The organism is Chloroflexota bacterium (assembly GCA_014360825.1).
GTDB lineage: Bacteria > Chloroflexota > Anaerolineae > UBA2200 > JACIWT01 > JACIWT01.
On record JACIWT010000009.1, the window covers coordinates 21,820 to 38,135 of the forward strand.

The 16,316-nt window shown below is 54.6% G+C and carries 18 protein-coding genes and 1 other annotated feature (1 of these 19 running past the window's edge); of the genes, 12 read left to right on the forward strand and 6 right to left on the reverse strand.

The window, feature by feature from the left end:
• From selB to H5T64_07510, 5 genes are read left to right on the forward strand one after another with little or no spacing between them, the layout of a single operon-like run.
• Positions 1-1,884, forward strand: coding sequence for a selenocysteine-specific translation elongation factor (gene selB, locus H5T64_07490; GenBank protein ID MBC7264190.1), 1,884 nt, complete (start codon positions 1-3; stop codon positions 1,882-1,884).
• A gap of 10 nt (positions 1,885-1,894) precedes the next feature.
• The gene (locus H5T64_07495; GenBank protein ID MBC7264191.1) at positions 1,895-3,079 is read left to right on the forward strand and encodes a DNA double-strand break repair nuclease NurA; all 1,185 of its coding nucleotides are present in this window, start codon (positions 1,895-1,897) and stop codon (positions 3,077-3,079) included.
• Entirely contained in the window at positions 3,076-3,675 is a 600-nt protein-coding gene (locus H5T64_07500) for a hypothetical protein (protein MBC7264192.1), read from the forward strand. Before H5T64_07495 ends, H5T64_07500 begins: the two co-directional genes overlap by 4 nt.
• Positions 3,672-5,297: an ATP-binding protein gene (locus tag H5T64_07505; GenBank protein ID MBC7264193.1), complete on the forward strand. Its 1,626-nt coding sequence runs from the start codon at positions 3,672-3,674 to the stop codon at positions 5,295-5,297. The genes H5T64_07500 and H5T64_07505 overlap by 4 nt, the downstream gene beginning before the upstream one ends.
• An 18-nt stretch (positions 5,298-5,315) precedes the next feature.
• Entirely contained in the window at positions 5,316-5,657 is a 342-nt protein-coding gene (locus H5T64_07510; protein ID MBC7264194.1) for a LysM peptidoglycan-binding domain-containing protein, read from the forward strand.
• Between the two features lie 199 nt (positions 5,658-5,856).
• Here the strand turns inward: H5T64_07510 and H5T64_07515 are convergent, their stop codons facing one another.
• From H5T64_07515 to H5T64_07540, 6 genes are all read right to left on the reverse strand, one after another.
• Positions 5,857-7,047 carry a S8 family peptidase gene (locus tag H5T64_07515; GenBank protein MBC7264195.1) on the reverse strand — a complete coding sequence of 397 codons (1,191 nt, stop codon included), beginning with the start codon at positions 7,045-7,047 and terminating at the stop codon, positions 5,857-5,859.
• Complete coding sequence (locus H5T64_07520) at positions 7,040-7,321, reverse strand: hypothetical protein (protein MBC7264196.1); 282 nt, start codon at positions 7,319-7,321, stop codon at positions 7,040-7,042. The genes H5T64_07515 and H5T64_07520 overlap by 8 nt, the downstream gene beginning before the upstream one ends.
• A gap of 5 nt (positions 7,322-7,326) precedes the next feature.
• On the reverse strand, positions 7,327-7,692 hold the full coding sequence (acpS, locus tag H5T64_07525; protein MBC7264197.1) for a holo-ACP synthase: 366 nt from the start codon (positions 7,690-7,692) through the stop codon (positions 7,327-7,329).
• Between the two features lie 23 nt (positions 7,693-7,715).
• Complete coding sequence (locus H5T64_07530) at positions 7,716-9,035, reverse strand: UDP-glucose/GDP-mannose dehydrogenase family protein (protein ID MBC7264198.1); 1,320 nt, start codon at positions 9,033-9,035, stop codon at positions 7,716-7,718.
• 261 nt (positions 9,036-9,296) lie between these two features.
• Entirely contained in the window at positions 9,297-10,601 is a 1,305-nt protein-coding gene (locus H5T64_07535; protein MBC7264199.1) for an NAD(P)/FAD-dependent oxidoreductase, read from the reverse strand.
• Positions 10,602-10,694: 93 nt separating this feature from the next.
• Entirely contained in the window at positions 10,695-10,970 is a 276-nt protein-coding gene (locus H5T64_07540; protein MBC7264200.1) for a hypothetical protein, read from the reverse strand.
• Positions 10,971-11,348: 378 nt separating this feature from the next.
• Between H5T64_07540 and H5T64_07545 the strand changes: the two genes are divergently transcribed.
• From H5T64_07545 to H5T64_07575, 7 genes are all read left to right on the forward strand, one after another.
• Positions 11,349-11,864, forward strand: a complete 516-nt coding sequence (locus H5T64_07545; protein ID MBC7264201.1) for a PCI domain-containing protein — start codon at positions 11,349-11,351, stop codon at positions 11,862-11,864.
• Positions 11,865-11,903: 39 nt separating this feature from the next.
• Positions 11,904-12,434 (forward strand): hypothetical protein, encoded by a 531-nt coding sequence (locus tag H5T64_07550; protein MBC7264202.1) that lies wholly within the window; start codon positions 11,904-11,906, stop codon positions 12,432-12,434.
• A gap of 48 nt (positions 12,435-12,482) precedes the next feature.
• The gene (locus tag H5T64_07555; GenBank protein MBC7264203.1) at positions 12,483-13,496 is read left to right on the forward strand and encodes an SPFH domain-containing protein; all 1,014 of its coding nucleotides are present in this window, start codon (positions 12,483-12,485) and stop codon (positions 13,494-13,496) included.
• Positions 13,497-13,608: 112 nt separating this feature from the next.
• Positions 13,609-14,142 carry a hypothetical protein gene (locus tag H5T64_07560; GenBank protein MBC7264204.1) on the forward strand — a complete coding sequence of 178 codons (534 nt, stop codon included), beginning with the start codon at positions 13,609-13,611 and terminating at the stop codon, positions 14,140-14,142.
• A 58-nt stretch (positions 14,143-14,200) separates the two neighbouring features.
• Positions 14,201-14,659 (forward strand): 50S ribosomal protein L9, encoded by a 459-nt coding sequence (locus H5T64_07565; protein ID MBC7264205.1) that lies wholly within the window; start codon positions 14,201-14,203, stop codon positions 14,657-14,659.
• A 79-nt stretch (positions 14,660-14,738) separates the two neighbouring features.
• Entirely contained in the window at positions 14,739-15,110 is a 372-nt protein-coding gene (locus H5T64_07570; GenBank protein ID MBC7264206.1) for a hypothetical protein, read from the forward strand.
• A gap of 212 nt (positions 15,111-15,322) precedes the next feature.
• Positions 15,323-16,219 (forward strand): hypothetical protein, encoded by an 897-nt coding sequence (locus H5T64_07575; protein ID MBC7264207.1) that lies wholly within the window; start codon positions 15,323-15,325, stop codon positions 16,217-16,219.
• Positions 16,220-16,268: 49 nt separating this feature from the next.
• Positions 16,269-16,316: a binding site (T-box leader), on the forward strand (it continues 192 nt past the right edge of the window).

A 16,316-nucleotide genomic window follows, 5' to 3' on the forward strand; every position in this document is an offset into this window, starting at 1 on the left:
ATGCATGTCCTTGGTACTGCGGGCCATGTGGACCACGGCAAATCTACCTTGGTAAAGGCTCTGACGGGTATTGACCCGGACCGGCTCCGTGAAGAGAAGGAACGGGAGATGACCATTGACCTGGGCTTTGCATGGCTCACTCTGCCCAGCGGCTTGGAAGTCAGCATTGTGGATGTGCCCGGCCATGAGGATTTCATCAAGAATATGTTGGCTGGTGTGGGTGGAATAGATGTGGCACTATTTGTGATCGCTGCCGATGAGGGAGTGATGCCCCAGACACGTGAGCACCTGGCCATCCTGGATTTGCTGGGGGTGCACAATGGTGTAGTGGCCCTTACCAAAAGCGACCTTGTAAACGATCCTGAATGGCTGGCTTTAGTAGAAGCCGATATATCCGAATTGTTTGCGGGGACAACATTGGCAAACGCAGCCATCATCCCGGTTTCAGCGAAAACGGGCTATGGGCTGCCAGAGCTACTGGCTGAACTGGAACGCATCTTGAGCAATGTGCCGGAGCCTGCGGATTTGGGTCGCCCTCGGTTGCCCATTGACCGCGTTTTCACTGTAGCCGGCTTCGGGACAGTGGTCACCGGTACATTGCTGGATGGTCAGTTGCACATCGGGCAGGAAGTCGAGATCCTGCCGCCAGGTATTCATACTCGTATCCGGGGTCTGCAAAGCCACAAGACGAAAATTGATGTGGCCAAGCCATCCAGTCGTGTGGCTGTGAACCTGACAGGCGTCTCCACTGAGCAGTTGGCACGGGGGCAGGTACTGACTCTACCTGGCTTGTTTGAGCCGACTCAGTTGGTGGATGCCCGCTTACGGCTGCTCCCGAGTGCTCCGAAGCCGCTGCGCCACGATGCATCTGTGGATCTGTTTCTCGATGCGGCTGTTGTGTCAGCAAGGGTGCGATTATTAGAGCACCGAGAACTCCTTCCCGGAGAGGAGGGCTGGGTCCAATTGCGCACTGAGGAGCCTATCGTGGCCGCCCGTCAGGGCCGATTCATTGTTCGTCAAGCCTCGCCCAGCCTAACCCTTGGGGGTGGCACCATTGTCGATCCTCATCCTTCACGACGATACCGACGCTTTCGTCCGGAGGTGATCGCCCGGCTGGAACAGTTGGTTCATGGGACGCCGCAGGAAATATTGCTTAGCACGCTGGAACGCTTGGGGCCAGTGGAGGTCGCAGAACTAATGGAGGCGAGTGGGCTGAATCCCGCGGAGGCTGAAGGTGCACTCTCTGCTCTACACCAGAGCGGGCAGATCATCGTCTTTGGGAATGGCCTGTCCAGTGCCAGCTATGTGGTCACCACGGCCGGTTGGTCAGTGCTGGAGGAACGGCTGAGCGCGGTGTTGGCCAATTATCATCGTCAGTATCCTTTGCGGGTGGGGATGCCGCGCGAAGAACTCAAAAGCCGGTTAGGCCTGGCTACGCGGCTGTTCCAAGATGTATTGGCAATGGCAGTCTCCAAAGGGATAATAGTCGAGGGCCAAGGGACAGTGCGTTTGGCCGATCACCGGGTGCAGTTGAGCCAGGAGCAACAGGCCAGGGTGAACGATTTGTTGGCCGCATTTGACCGGGAGCCGTACGCCCCACCTTCTTATGCCGAGTGCGAGCAGGCAGTCGGGCCGGATGTACTGGCCACATTGTTCGAAAACAAGACCTTGATCCGATTGAGCGATTCTGTGGTTTTCCGCACCGAAGTCTATGAAAGGATGGTCGAGGCCGTTGTGCGTCGCATTCGCACCGAGGGCAAGATCACTTTGGCTCAGGTGCGCGATATGTTCGGCACGAGCCGGAAATACGCTCAGGCGCTATTAGAATATTTGGACGAGCAGCGGGTTACCCGGCGGGTAGGTGACGAACGGGTGTTGCGATGAGGGGTGAACGGTGCCGCTGAAGTTGGGGGAAATCAGTCAGAGCATTTTGGAAATGGCGCGACAGGCTACCACTCCTGAGCGCCAGGCCTACATAGAGCGGGCACTGGAACTGTTGCACGCAATAGACCCCGAACTCCTACGTCACAAAATAGACGAACAGAAAGGGACCGCGGAACGCACCCCTTGGCTAGTCGCCCGGCCTATCGGCACTCTCAATGGCAAGTTCGCTGCTCCTAAGCCGCCACAGGATTTCAGTGTGGTCGCTGCAGATGGCTCTGCTATCCCACCTCAACGTTATGGTCTAATGCCCTTCTTTGTTATTAACACCGGCTGCGCGGCACTCACTTATGGCGCGCATCCCGGCGCGGTGCTTGATTCTGAGACAAGGCTGTATTTTCGTGATGAGGAGCTCTACGCGTTGCCTGAAAGCCGTGACGGACCCATTGAGGCCGCAAGGTTGGGGGCAAAGATGGCGGTTGAAGAATTAGGCTATCTGCTAAGGGTAGTCCAAGGTGTGGAAAAACCTGCGATCGCACTGTACGACGGCTCCCTGATCCTGTGGCCGATTCAGAACGAGGTGCGAGAGGTACGGCAAAAGTTCGTGGGAGATTTTCTTGATAGCCTAGATGGGTTCCGAAGTTTGGGCGTCCCAATTGCCAGTTATATCAGTCACACCGATGCCCAAGACTTGGTGAATGCCCTGCGCATTTGGCTGTGCGGGCGTCGACCGAGGAACTGCAAGGCTTGTGCGCAAGCCCCAACGGGGGCTCAAGAACTTTGTATGGGCTTGGCGAGCATCCGCGATTATGCTCTATTAGCGAACCTGTTGGACCCGGGCGAGCGCACAGACTTGTTCGAGAGCCAGTCGGCGATCTTGCAAGGCTATCGACAACACAGAGTGCGGTTTTTCTATCTGAATGTGGGGGGAGAGATATCACGGGTAGAAGTGCCTGCCTGGGTGGCTGGCGATGAAGAGATGCTGGATCTCGTGCACGCGCTGATTGTAGACCAGTGTCGACGCAGCCCAGATCACCCGCCTTATCCACCGGCATTACAGGAGGCTCACGAGCAAGCAGTGATCCACACCGCCGAGCACCGTTTACTGGAGGAGATGATCGAACGGGCGCTGGCAGAACGGAATATCATACACGCGCGAGGGGCCAAAGATATCAGCAAAAGGAGAAGGGGAGTATGAGAGTCGGTGAAATCATCGAGACGAGTTCCACCGGCTTGTGGGCTGAAAGTTTTGAGTTGAACCGCCCTCCCGCATTGGGTAGCCTGGTTTCGGTTCGGTTGCCAGGCGAATCTATAGATATCTATGCCGTTGTGTCACACGGTAGGACAGCGGGTCTAGACCCAAGCCGTCATGCGGTGCGACGAGGAACCGAGGATCTACAAGACGAGCGCATTTACGCTGCACACCCGGAATTGGAGCACATCTTACGCACAGAATTCGCCGCTGTTTTCGTGGGCTATCGCCGTGAAGGACATGTGTATCAGCATTTGCCCCCCCAACCCCCACCGCTCCACTTCTCCGTACACGCATGTGAAGCCGAAGAGGTCAAGCGATTCAGCGCAAATCTCCGTTACCTTCGGTTGCTGCTTACTGCCACAGGTGAAGTGCCGGTAGAGCAGTTACTTGCCGCCCACATCCGCCAGGTTTACGAGTTGCGAGGGCGCGATAGAAATTGGCTGGAAGTGGCGGCGCGCGAGGTGGCCGCGTTGCTTAAAACGAATTCCGAATCGCTTATGACCGTTCTATATGCTATTGAGCCAGAGGGTGAAATATGAAAGGTACAAGATTGGGCGTGGTAACTTCAGGGGCCTATAATACCGGGTTAACGGTGCGACTGGACCCCGATGTATCCACCGAAAACCTGCGCATTGGCGATTTCGTCGTTGTGGAAGGTGAGCAGAATCTGTATTTCAGCCTGGTAGAAGACATGGAATTGGCCACTTCCGATCCGCGACTGTTGGTAGACCCACCGCGCGATGCGTCCTCTCTCGTCAGGAGGGCGTTGGCTGGCACGAATGCCTATGGTACCGTCGTCGTGCGCCCTCTACTAATGATGGAGAAGGTTGATTACGAGAGTTTGACATTGCAGCAGGAAGAGACGAGGCCACAGCCTGTGCGTACTATACCGATGCACTTCGCTATTCTGCGCGAGGCAAATGAGGTGGATTTCGCCACAGTTTTCGGCAATGAGAGCCAGCGCAACTACTTCGCCATGGGAACGCCACTGACTATGGATATCCCGATCTGCCTCCGGCTCGACCGCTTTGCTGAGCGCTCCAGTGGCATTTTCGGCCAATCGGGCACAGGTAAGAGTTTCCTGGCCAGGCTCCTGCTTTGTGGCATTATCCAATCTGGCGTGGCGGTTAACCTTATCTTTGATATGCACGACGAGTACGCTTTCGATAAGCAGACCGAGGACAAGAGGTGGGTGAAAGGCTTACGGCAACTCTTTGGTTCGCGAGTACGAGTTTATTCGCTGGATGAGAGGGACCAGGCCCAGCGCGGTCGCAATGTAGATGTGGTGCTGAAGATAGGCTTAAACCAAATTGAGGCTCAGGATGTGGTGCTCCTGGCCGAAGAGTTGAATCTGCGTCAGACCACAGAAGCCACAATAGGCTTGCTCTCCGATCAGTATAAGGAGTCGTGGCTCCAGCGGTTGCTGAGCATGGAACCTGTGGAGTTGGAGGAATTCTGCGCGACGAGTGGCGCCCATCCTGGCTCTGTGGCTGCTCTTCAGCGCAATCTGAAACGCATTGGTCGCCAACCGTACATTGTGCCGGAGGCACCTTTCTCGGTGATAGATGACATGGTGAATACCCTGGATACTGGCCAGCATATTATCCTGACTTTCGGGCGGCATAACAGCGTTCTGGACTACATCTTGGTGGCGAATCTCATCACTCGCCGGGTACGCAAATTGTACGAAGAGAAGATGCGTAGGTTTGAAGAGACGCGAGACGAAGCCGACCGCCCACGTCAACTGATGATCACTATCGAAGAGGCACACAAGTTTTTGAACCCGGCAGTATCACGACAAACCATTTTTGGTACCATCGCCCGTGAAATGCGCAAATATAACGTCACCCTCCTGGTAATTGACCAACGTCCGAGCGGGATTGATACTGAGGTAATGTCACAATTGGGCACCCGCGTCAGCGGAAAACTCACTGAACAGCGGGATATTGATGCCGTATTGACAGGGGTGGCTAGTCGTGAGACCGTTCGTAGTGCCTTGGCGAGTTTGGATACAAGGCAGGAAGTTGTGATGATCGGCCATGCAGTGCCGATGCCCGTGGTGGTGCGCACCAGAAACTATGATGAGAACTTTTATGCCACCCTCACAGCCCGCCGTGATGTGAAAGAAGACGTAATGGACCTCTATGGACCACAAAAGTGATGAAAAGGAGCTAGCAATATGGGAGCAGCACGAGGAAAGGGTAGCAAAGCAGATTATCATCGCTTACTGATCTCGGTGGAAAGGGAGCAGTTCCGCCGTTTCAAAGCCCGGGCGGCGTTTGAGAACCTCTCCATGAGTGAACTCTCACGCCGATTCATTGACCAATGGCTGGGTGATTGGGGTGAACGTCTTGTTCCCTACACTGTGCAAGAAGGCGACACCATGGCCAGTATCGCGCGCAAATTCTATGGTGATGCCAAGCGACTCTGGGGCATCCTCTACTTCAATGGTCTGGACGAGCCCGATGATATCGTCCCGGGCCAGGAACTTCTTATCCCCGAACCAAAGATACAGCCGTAGATCGCTTTCACCGGACATAAGCGCGGCAAAAAGGAGGTCTAACTCCAAACAGCCTTGCTGGTCTCTAGTTGTGCATAGAGGGGGTACACAGTTACATACATCTCAAAGGCTTCAAAACCCCATCTTGGGGGTAATTGTAGGCGTGTAAAATCAGAACTGGGGGTATCAATTAATGACGACCCCCAGTTTTCCTTCTCAATCACAGCCCCAGCGTTCTCAGCAGGCCAATTAGGCATCCAGGGCCGGGCGGCGTTGGCCCAGGGGGTGGACTCTCGTCCTTATAGGCTAGATACGCATCAGTGCGGCCAGCTCCTTGGCTGTTAGGGTCCAGACCCAGGTCTACTGCCGCTTTCTTGAGGCGAGCCTTGATATCCGTGGGGCTCAGGGTGGGGTATGCCTGTAATAGTAGTGCTGCGATCCCGGTGGCGTGGGGGGTTGCCATGCTCGTGCCCGCGGCCTGGGTGTAATTCGCATCTATGGGTGTGCCCATCGTCGTCCCTTTGGCACGGCATGAAATAATAGCAACACCGGGTAGGACGATGTCTGGCTTCAAGCGGCCATCACTGGTTGGACCACGGCTGGAAAAACTGGCTAGATTGTCGTTATCATCTGTAGCGCCTACTGTGATCACATTCTCTGCGGCTCCGGGTGCTCCTATCGTGGAGGCGCCGGGCCCGAAATTGCCTGCCGCCACACAGACGACGATTCCCCTGTTGACCAATTCGTTGCAGGCAGTGGACAGAGCGTCTGTGCCATCCGAGGGGCCTGGGCTGCCCAGCGAAAGATTGACGACCTTTACACCCTGCTGCCATGCCCAATCGAGCCCTTGTATCACTTGGCTCATATAGCCTGTGCCGTCGGCAGCCAGTACCTTTGCCGCATAGATGCTTGCTCCAGGTGCGACGCCGCGGTATTTTGCTCCCGCCCCTGCCGCAATGCCTGCTACGTGGGTGCCGTGGCCGTTGTCGTCATCAGGACTGGGCCCCGCGAAACTGATTTTACCGGCGATGCGCCCAGCGAAATCCGGGTGCAGTGGGTCAATGCCCGTGTCCACGATAGCAATGGGAATACCGGTACCAGTGAAGCCCGCGGCCCACACCTTCGGCACTTGGATATGGGGCACAGAAACGTCCAGGCAGGTGTACACAATAAGGTCTTCCCAAATGTATTCGACTGTGGGGTCAGCGGCAATTCGCCTGATCTGTTCGTCTGAGGCCTTCATCGCTGCCGCTGGGATCAGCTGAAGGTGTTGCACTGCAGCGATGCCTGCTACAAACCTAGCCTGGACTCCCACCTCCGGTCTATATTTCACGATGATGCGTTTCTTTTCAATGGCCCTGCTGGGTTCCGCCATTGCGGCTACGAGGCCCGGTGAGATTTTCTCATTCATAATCGTTCCCTATTCCCCACTCCTGAGCACTGACCACTGAGTCCGGCTCAATTCGCTCGACCCAAGGCTCCTCGGCGAGACGAAGTGCCTGGGCGGAAGTACATTCCATTGCCACGGCGTTGATAAGCCACAGGCGGCTGAGTACATGGCAACCCATTGCTTCTAAACGGGCTGCCTGCTCTTCTATATCCCCCTTGACGCGCACGATAAGCCTCACCGGAAAAGTCCCACCCTCTTCCAGTTTGCGCACCAGGTTTAGCTCTATTACACCCATGTATCTCAACTCCCCATGGCGACGACCATCGCTACTGCATTCTCGCAGGAATGGGAAAGGCTGACGTCAAGTTCTGTCAATCCCAGGTATTCGGCGCGCGCCTGCGCTTGTCCATGCAAGCGTACTAGTGGCTTGCCGCGTTCATCACCAAGAATTTCCATCTCGCGCCAGGAGATGCCTTGCATCCCTGTGCCCAGGGCTTTGGATACGGCCTCTTTGGCAGCAAAACGTGCTGCCAACTCGGGCACGTGCCCCCGGCTGTACGCTACCTCCGCGGGTGTGTAAACTCGTTTCAAAAAACGATCTCCCCAGCGGGCGATCACTCGCTCAATGCGCTCTATCTCGATGATGTCCACGCCTACACGGACCATTGCGAACCTATTTCTGCACTTGTTTACAAAGGTCGCCCATTGGGGTCGTAGCCGCGTCCGATGCAGCGGTAGATGAAGCCCATCTCGCGCATTCTTTCTGGTTCGTATACATTGCGCGCGTCGAAAAACACCGGTTGTTTCATGCTGTCACGGATGCGTACCAGATCCAGTTGTTTGAACTCATTCCACTCGGTAACTAAGATCACTGCATCCGCATTCTCAGCGACCTCATAGGGGTCCTCGCAATAGACCACGTCCTTGAGATAGTGTTTGGCTGTACCCATGGCCTGAGGGTCGTAGGCCTTGACTGTGCCGCCCTCGTTTTGGATGAGGTGTATTACTTCGATGGATGGGGCATCACGCATATCATCGGTGTTGGGCTTAAAAGCCAAGCCCCAGATCCCGATGGTTTTACCTCGATAGCCCCCCAAGATGTCGCGCAGTTTGGCGATGACCCGCTTACGTTGATCGTAATTGATGTCCATAACGGCACGCAACATCTGCGGGTGGCAACCATGGGTGGCGGCAATATGGACCAGCGCCCGCACATCCTTGGGGAAACAACTTCCACCCCAGCCGATTCCTGCGCCCAGGAAAGCTGGCCCGATGCGCTTGTCAGCGCCCATCCCTCGGGCTACCTCGCGCACATCAGCGCCCACTGCTTCACAGATGTTCGCCATTTCGTTGATGAAGGAGATCTTGGTAGCCAGGAAGGCATTGGAAGCGTATTTGATCATCTCCGCTGTTCTCAGGTCGGTGATAATAACCTCGGCATTCAGCGGAGCATAGAGTTCCGCCACCCTTTTTGCCGCTTGGGGGTTCGTTGAGCCCAGAACAATGCGGTCTGGGTTCATGAAATCGTACACCGCCGAACCCTCTCGCAAAAACTCGGGATTGGAGACCACAGCGAACTCAACGTCGTTCTGTTTGTGCTCGTTGATGATATCGGATACCAAGTCACCTGTGCCAATGGGGACGGTGCTCTTGTTGATGATAATAATGGGTCGGGTGAGGCGCTTGGCGATCTCCTGGGCCGAGAAAGCGACATTGGTCAGGTCAGCCTCGCCCTCGCTGCCCGATGGCGTGCCCACGGCGATGAAAACGAACTCTGCGTCTTTCATCCCTTCGTCCCAGGAGGTGGTGAAGTCCAAGCGTCTGGCCTCATTGTTGCGGCGGACAATTTCTTCTAAGCCAGGCTCATAGATGGGCAATATGCCCTTCTTGAGATTGTCGGCCTTCTCCTTGTTGCGGTTCAGGCAAATGACCTTGTTGCCCAAGTCGGCTAGGCATGCGCCGGTTACCAGTCCCACATAGCCTACGCCGATCACACAGATATTGCTCATTGAATGTGCCTCCGAGTTGAATGTAGTGTACTGCCAAATTAGGCGTTAAGACCAGCGAGTGAAGAGCAAACCAACTAACTCCTGCAGGTAGAAATCAAATGCCAAGACTGCGTGTTGGGCTGCCATACTTATTTGGGTAATCCTTGCAGGCCCCCACAAGCAATTGATATTCTACAAACAAAAATTTTATCACAGAGTGGGGTCAGGGCAAAATGAGAGCACAAAAATCGTCGCGATAGCCAATTTCTCAAAAGGGACATTTCATCGGTGACGAATCGCGTCTTCGTGTAATAAACGCGCCACCTCTTGGCCAAGTTCTACAGCGTAATTGCTGCCCCGGTCCCATGGGTATACCTGGCTCATGGTGGCTAAGTAGAGGCCAGGGATGGGTGTGCGTATTGAGGGGATCTGCTGCGAGTAGTTCACTGGTACCACAGGCTGAGCATAGGGCTCCCGGCAGAGCCAACTATCGCGAATCCAATCGGGAGTGAAAGAAGGGTTGAAGCGCCGCAAGGCTGGGAGATAGAGGTTCAGCAAATCCTCTTTCGTCATTTGGTAGCGCGGGTCGTCCCGCGACGGGTAATCGCCCAGATAGATGATGTGGTCTCCGCCGTAGTACTCTGAATCTATGTAGTTCGTGTGCTCTACCAAGGCCAAGAAGGGAAATTCGCCCAAGGGTAGGTTCAGCCAGTAGAACCCTTCTGTCAGAGGATATTTGAGGGCGAGGATGAGCACCTGGGCGCCTACTGTCTCCATGCTGCACACTTTAGTCATATAGTCAGCGGGCAAATCAGGCGCTAAGTCTGCCATCACCGCTGCCGGCACGGTGGCGATCACGCGATCGAAGCGCATCTCACTGCCGTCTGTTTGGAGGACAATACCGTTTTCCTGCGCCGTGATGCGATGCACAGGTGTGCGCAGGTGGATTTCACCTCCTCGATTGCGGACATGCTCGGCTATCTTCTCCATCAGCGCTTGGAAACCACCCACGTAGTATCCCAAAGCCGTGCTGCGTTTATGTACCCGTGCCCAAAACCAGGCCATGTTCACTCGCTGCCAATCTTTGGGGAATTTGCCCGTCAAAAGGGGTTGCCAGATGATCTCATATATTTCCGGGCCTAGGGCGCGTAATAGCCACTCGTGGGCCGTCGTTCGCTCCAGCGGTGACCAATTGCGCAGAAGCCGCAGATACAACGTTACCAAGCCGAAACGGAATTTCTGCATCCAGGTGAGGTGGGGGAATCTTAAGATAGCGGTCGGGCGATCGAAGGGGTAGAGATGGCCTTGATACCAAAGCGCAGTGACGGGGGTGCGGAAGAAGAACTTTGCTCCGACCTCTCTGCTCAGGTGCTGCACTGCCCAATCCGACTGAAAAAGGTGGTGATAGAAGCGATCCAAATGCCAATCCCAGCCGCTGGCTTTGAAACCCGAGCCCAGCCCACCTAGTTGGTCGCTCGCTTCGTACACAGTGACGCGATACCTCAGTTTGGTGAGTTCATAAGCAGCGGTCAGTCCCGTCAATCCGCCACCGATAATACCCACTCGTGGGGCATGACCCTCATCCATGGCTTCACCTTCTCGGTATCAAGAGGAAAACGGAGAGCACTGAGCGCGCAACAGAGGAAATCATTTGGCTCAACAGTATTTTTGGATGATGCTTCAACGTGTCGTTTGGTTCTCTGTAATCCCCGTGGCTGGCACAGGTGCTGATTTCAACATCTTCTCCAGCACTTTCTCCAAAGCCATCGTGTGGCTGCATACTCCTCGCTGTGAGAAGAAGCGGCAAGTGCAATTCCAATTTCCGCGGCGATATGTGATGCGGTGAGTATCGTGCTCACCTCGGAAGGTCACTGCGAATTCCTCGAACTGTATGCGATCCCGCTGTTCGGCGTAAAGTCTGGCTTTCTGAATTTTGCTGATCATCCCGGAGTCCATTTCTACAGCCTCCTTGTGCTGATCTATATCCACGGGTCGGCGATCCGTGACCCGGATCTCTCGTAAATAAAAGAGACACCTCGCCGCGGTGGCCTAGTGTCTCCTGCAACCACACTGCCATATTTCGTGCACTATCGTCCACCAAGTGCCCTCCTGGGTCTGCCAAAAAGGTCATTCTCCAGTATCCCCAGTATAACCGGTTTGACTCCATTTGTCAATGACGCGTGGCGCGCGGAGTTTCCTAAATGTTCGTCTTAGCGCGACCTTTTCTTCACGCCTGCGTATAGCCAAATGACAGATGCTCTATTTGCCAAAACTAGAATCTCGTGTAGAATGCCTATAAGCGAGACGCGGTCATTGCCTTCAGGAGACGCTACTATGCTTGGACAAGGTCGCGCTATCGGTCTTATTCTTATGGCCTTAGGGTTGGTTATCGGGCTGGCGATCACGGGGTGGCTTTTTTCTGGCCTGGCAGAGGGGCGACTCTACCGCTCTGGTTTCTTGCTGGGCCTGATTTTGGCGATGGTTATAGCCCTTCCCCTCATAGGTGCGGGGATCTTCCTTTTTGTGCAAGGTCGCTCAGAGGCCCGAGAACTGGCTGAAGTCGCTAAAGAGAAGAAGTTGCTGAACATGGTGCAGACTCAAGGTAAAATCAGCGTCTCTGAGGCAGCCATTGAACTTGGTCTATCTCGCGATGCAGTGCAAAATTATATCTACGATTTAGTGGGGAAAGGGCTTTTTACTGGATACATCAACTGGAACGACGGCATTCTCTACGCCAAATCGGCGGCCGAGATGCGTACCACGAAGTGTCCCAACTGCGGCGGAGAACGGGAATTGGTGGGTCAGGGCATTGTGAAGTGCCCCTATTGCGGTTCAGAGTTGTTCTTGTAAGATGCATATTATCTTGCTACCAAGGGAGGAAAATTGAATATGAAGGGCAATCTGCGAGAGAAAATGGAATCGGGGCGCAATGCTCTGGAAAAATTAGTGGCCAATCTGCCAGGATACCAGGGTTACAAAGAGAAAGAGTTACGCCGTGAGGCAGATAAACTACTGCGCAACCAACTGGCCGCGGGGTTCGACAAACAACGTCGCCGTCTAAGCAGCATCCAATACACATTGACCACCACGGGGCGGTTGGCAGCAGTAGTTATGCTAGAGCGGGCAATGCTGAAGCTCCAATTGCTCACTGACCGCCTGAAGGTGGCCGCTTATGGCTATGCCGGTTTTTTCGATGCTGTGAAAGTCGAAGAGGCAGAACTGGATGCGTTATACAACTTCGACCTGGGTTTGTGGGACGGAGTGAAGCAGGTGGAAGATCTGATCAATGAATTGGAGGAAGCGGCATCGAAAGAAGAGGATGTCAGCCAATCTGCCAATGCTTTGATCAAGTTGCTGGAAGAGCTGAATGAGACGTTTAACCGTCGCCAAGATGTGATATTGGAAACTAGCAAAACATAGTGGGAGGTGCTTAGGAGCGCCTTTCCGCCATTACCGAGGAGGGAGCAAATGGCACGTGTATTTGATGTTGTGGAATGGCCTGACACTGGCGGTCGTGATATGGTGTACCGCTGGCCGCCTACAGGCTCTGGTGATATCCGTATTGGCTCGCAACTCGTTGTGCGCGAGAGCCAAGCGGCAGTGTTTTTCCGTGATGGCAAGGCCCTGGATACCTTTGGCCCCGGTCGCCATACCCTGACCACTGCGAATATCCCGCTCTTGATTGGCCTGCTGGGCAAACTGTTTAGCGACAAATCCCCCTTCACCACCGAGGTCTATTTTGTGAACCTGCGGGAATTCGTTGATATGAAGTGGGGTACGCCGGAACCGATCGCTCTGCGGGATAGCGAGCTGGGTATGGTGCGGCTCGGCGCTTTCGGCACATATTCACTGCAGATCAGCGATCCGCAACTTTTCGTGAACAAGATCGTCGGCGTGCGAGGTATCTACCAGACTGGCCAGATCGAAAGTTACCTGCGCAGCATCATCGTTACTAGGCTCACCGACCTCTTGGGTGAGATCAACAAATCGCTGTTTGACCTGCCGCGCCTATACGAGGAAATCGGTGCGGGCGTGCGGGCCAAACTGGCGGATGACTTCGCGGCGCTGGGCATTGATCTCAAAGCGTTCTTCGTCAATTCTATCAATGCCACAGAAGAGACGGTAAAGGCCATTGACGAGCGTGCGGCCATGGGTGCAATTGGTGATATGCAGAAGTACCTGCAGTTCAAGGCAGCCCAGGCCATGGGCACGGCGGCGGCTGCTGGCGGTGCAGGCGACTTGACTAGCGCGGGTGTGGGGCTTGGCGCAGGCGTAGGTATGGGAGCGGCAATGGCCAGCGCCATCAGTTCCGCCATTCAGGCAGGAAAGCAGGAAGCCGCAGCGCCAGGTGCTTTGACCAAGGCTCAAGTTCAGGCCACGCTCGACAATCTGGATATGCGCCTGGCAGCGGGCGAAATATCGGAAGCCACCTACAAAGAACTACGTGCCAAGTGGGAGAAGAAACTGGCTGAACTGGGATGAATCAACCAGACCCTACTTGGGGTAAGGACAAAGTTCTTGCTTGGAGAGACGCCCTTCGGCGGCGCTCCTAAGGCGAGGGATAGTATACGCTTTTTGAGACGAGAGTGACATCATGTCTGTCCGATTCTTCCGCTATGTCACGAAAGATAAGATCCTGGCCCTGAGCGATCATCTCTCGCTGGATCCTAAGCGCAACAAAATCGCCATCACATTGTTGGAATATGGGCCAGACAACAAAGCCCGGACCACCCTGCGTCATTTTGTGGACCCTGACGCCTTCAAGGTCGTCTGCTGGGACATTTTGCTTGGTACGTTCACGGAGTGGAAGGATTACAAGGGCAGTCCCGATAAAGAAGGCAACCTCGTGGCCCGTGTTCTCTCATTAGTGAAGGATAAGAACTACCGCAATCCCTATGTGCTGCGTCTGGAACAGGGGCCGGGAGAACGTATGGGAGCGGGGGCGGTGAGAATGGTGGGAAAGCCTGCGGCAGAATTGGCACTGCTCCTGCCGGAATTCGATGCCAGGCGGCTGGCGATCGCAACGCTGGATTACATTCGGGCTTGGGAAATCATTCACTTCCGCGAGCGGGAGAAGGTCTCGGAGCAAGAGCGAGCCGAGCGTTTGCAAGACCAGGCTCGCTCATGAGCAATGACGAGGCAGGGGTACAGTTCGTAGATTCGTAGTCATGAGAGGTGAGCGAAGCGTGGAAGTCATTCTACTTAAAGATATCAAACGCTTAGGCGAAGCCGGAGAGGTCAAGAAAGTCGCTGACGGATATGCTCGCAACTATTTGATACCACGCGGGCTGGCCGTGATTGCGACTGAGGGGGTGCTCAAAGACCTGCGGGTGAAGCGGCAAATCGAGGAAGCCAAGGAGGAGCGCATCCGCAGCGACGCGACAGCACTGGCAGCGAAATTGGCGGGTATCATGCTAACGTTCAAAGTGAAAGCCGGGGAAACAGGGCGTCTGTATGGCTCGATCACGCGGGGCGATATCGCTGCTGAGTTAGAGGCGAAAACCGGCCTACCGTTCGATAAACGCAAGATCATGCTGGAGGAGCCCATCCGACAATTGGGCACACATAAAGTGCCGATTCGTTTGCTTTCCACACTGGTTCCCGAGATCACCGTGGTAGTAGAGCAAGAAAGCAGCGAGGCGTAATCTCCTTGCGTTTCCTAACGAGTTGGAGTATAATAACTGCTGAAAGGTGTATCGGCCAAAGTTTGCGGGAGAAGGTAGCATGAGTAAAGAGCAGGAACCTATCCCACCCCTGCTAATCAAATATCTCATCACCAACCTCCAATGTGCCAACTGTGGCCAACACTATTCTCTTAACGACGTGCACATTCTTGGACATCGCAACGATGTGTGGTTCTCGCGGGTGACATGTAGTAATTGTAATACGCAAGGGTTCATCCTGCTTGCGTTGCGTGAGAGGGATGCGAGCCCGGAAATCATTGCAGACGTTACAGCCGAAGAATGGGCAGCGTTCCAGGAACGGGCTCCCGTGAGCGCTGACGACGTGTTAGACGTGCACAATTTCTTGGAACAGTTCAACGGTGATTTCGCTTCCCTATGGTCTAGGGAGGGACCCGATAGTCTATTTGGTTGAGCCTTGGCTTGCCAGCTGTATTCGCCGATAGTGTCTCCAATCTTATCCCTGATCCCTTGCTGAGCCCCTGAGCGGGGCTTTTTCTTGCTAGCGCTCTCCGGACTGGCGGAAGGACAAGTGTTCGCAAAGAGTGGCAGAATCCCCATTATTACTTGACATCTCTAGGAATGCACTTTACCATATCCGCTGAGTAGAAATGATCGGAAGCACAGATGCAGAAATTTGATCTAGCGTTCGCCTGGACTTGGGAATACGACGCAGCCTTCGCCACTTTCCTTGAAGTAGCCTGTCAGAAGCGAGGGCTGTCCATTTATCAGGTCCGACCGGATAATTTGGGCCTCGTCATGGAGGCCTTAAAAGCAGGTGAACTGGGATTCCATTGTTTTTTCGATCGATCCTCAGATGCAGACCCGGCTTTCTTGCCTTTAGTGGCGTGGGCCGCCTCACATATCCCGCATCGCTTCAATGACTTTCCCTTTGCCAGGCGAGCCTGGGACAAAGTGAACATGCACACTGCGTTCCTGGCAGCGGGGTTGCACACGCCCTATACTATTATCTTACCGCCCTTTGTCCATGCTCCCGCGTTGCCGGAGCCCGATTTGTCGCCGTTAGGGGAGACGTTCGTGATCAAGCCTGCCCATGGTGGCGGTGGTGTGGGCGTGCTGACGGAGGCGCACACGTGGGCTGAGGTCCTTGCTGCACGGATGCTGTTCCCCGAAGATGCTTATCTAGTTCAGACGCGGATTACACCCGTGCTCCTGGAGGGGCAACCGGCTTGGTTTCGCGTCATTCATGTTGTTGACAATGCTCACCCATGTTGGTGGAACCAGCAGACCCACATCTACCGTGAGGTAACAGAGGAAGAGGAGTATCGTCTTGGGCTGGGGCCATTGCGAGTTATGACGGAGGTTATTGCTCGGATTTGCCAACTGGACCTTTTCTCTACCGAGATTGCGTGCACTCGGGATGGGCACTTTTTAGCGGTGGATTATGTAAATGACCCTATTGACCTGCGCCCCCAATCTCTCGCTGTCGAGGGGGTACCAGATTCATTGGTGGCGCAAATCGCAGCGCGGGTGGCAGACTGGGTGTCAATTCGCATCGGTTGACTTGTCAAAATGCTCCTTCTGTGCTATAATCGCGTTGCAAAGAGAACATACCAAAGCGATGATTAGGACGAGTACCTGTATGTGCGATGACAGAGAG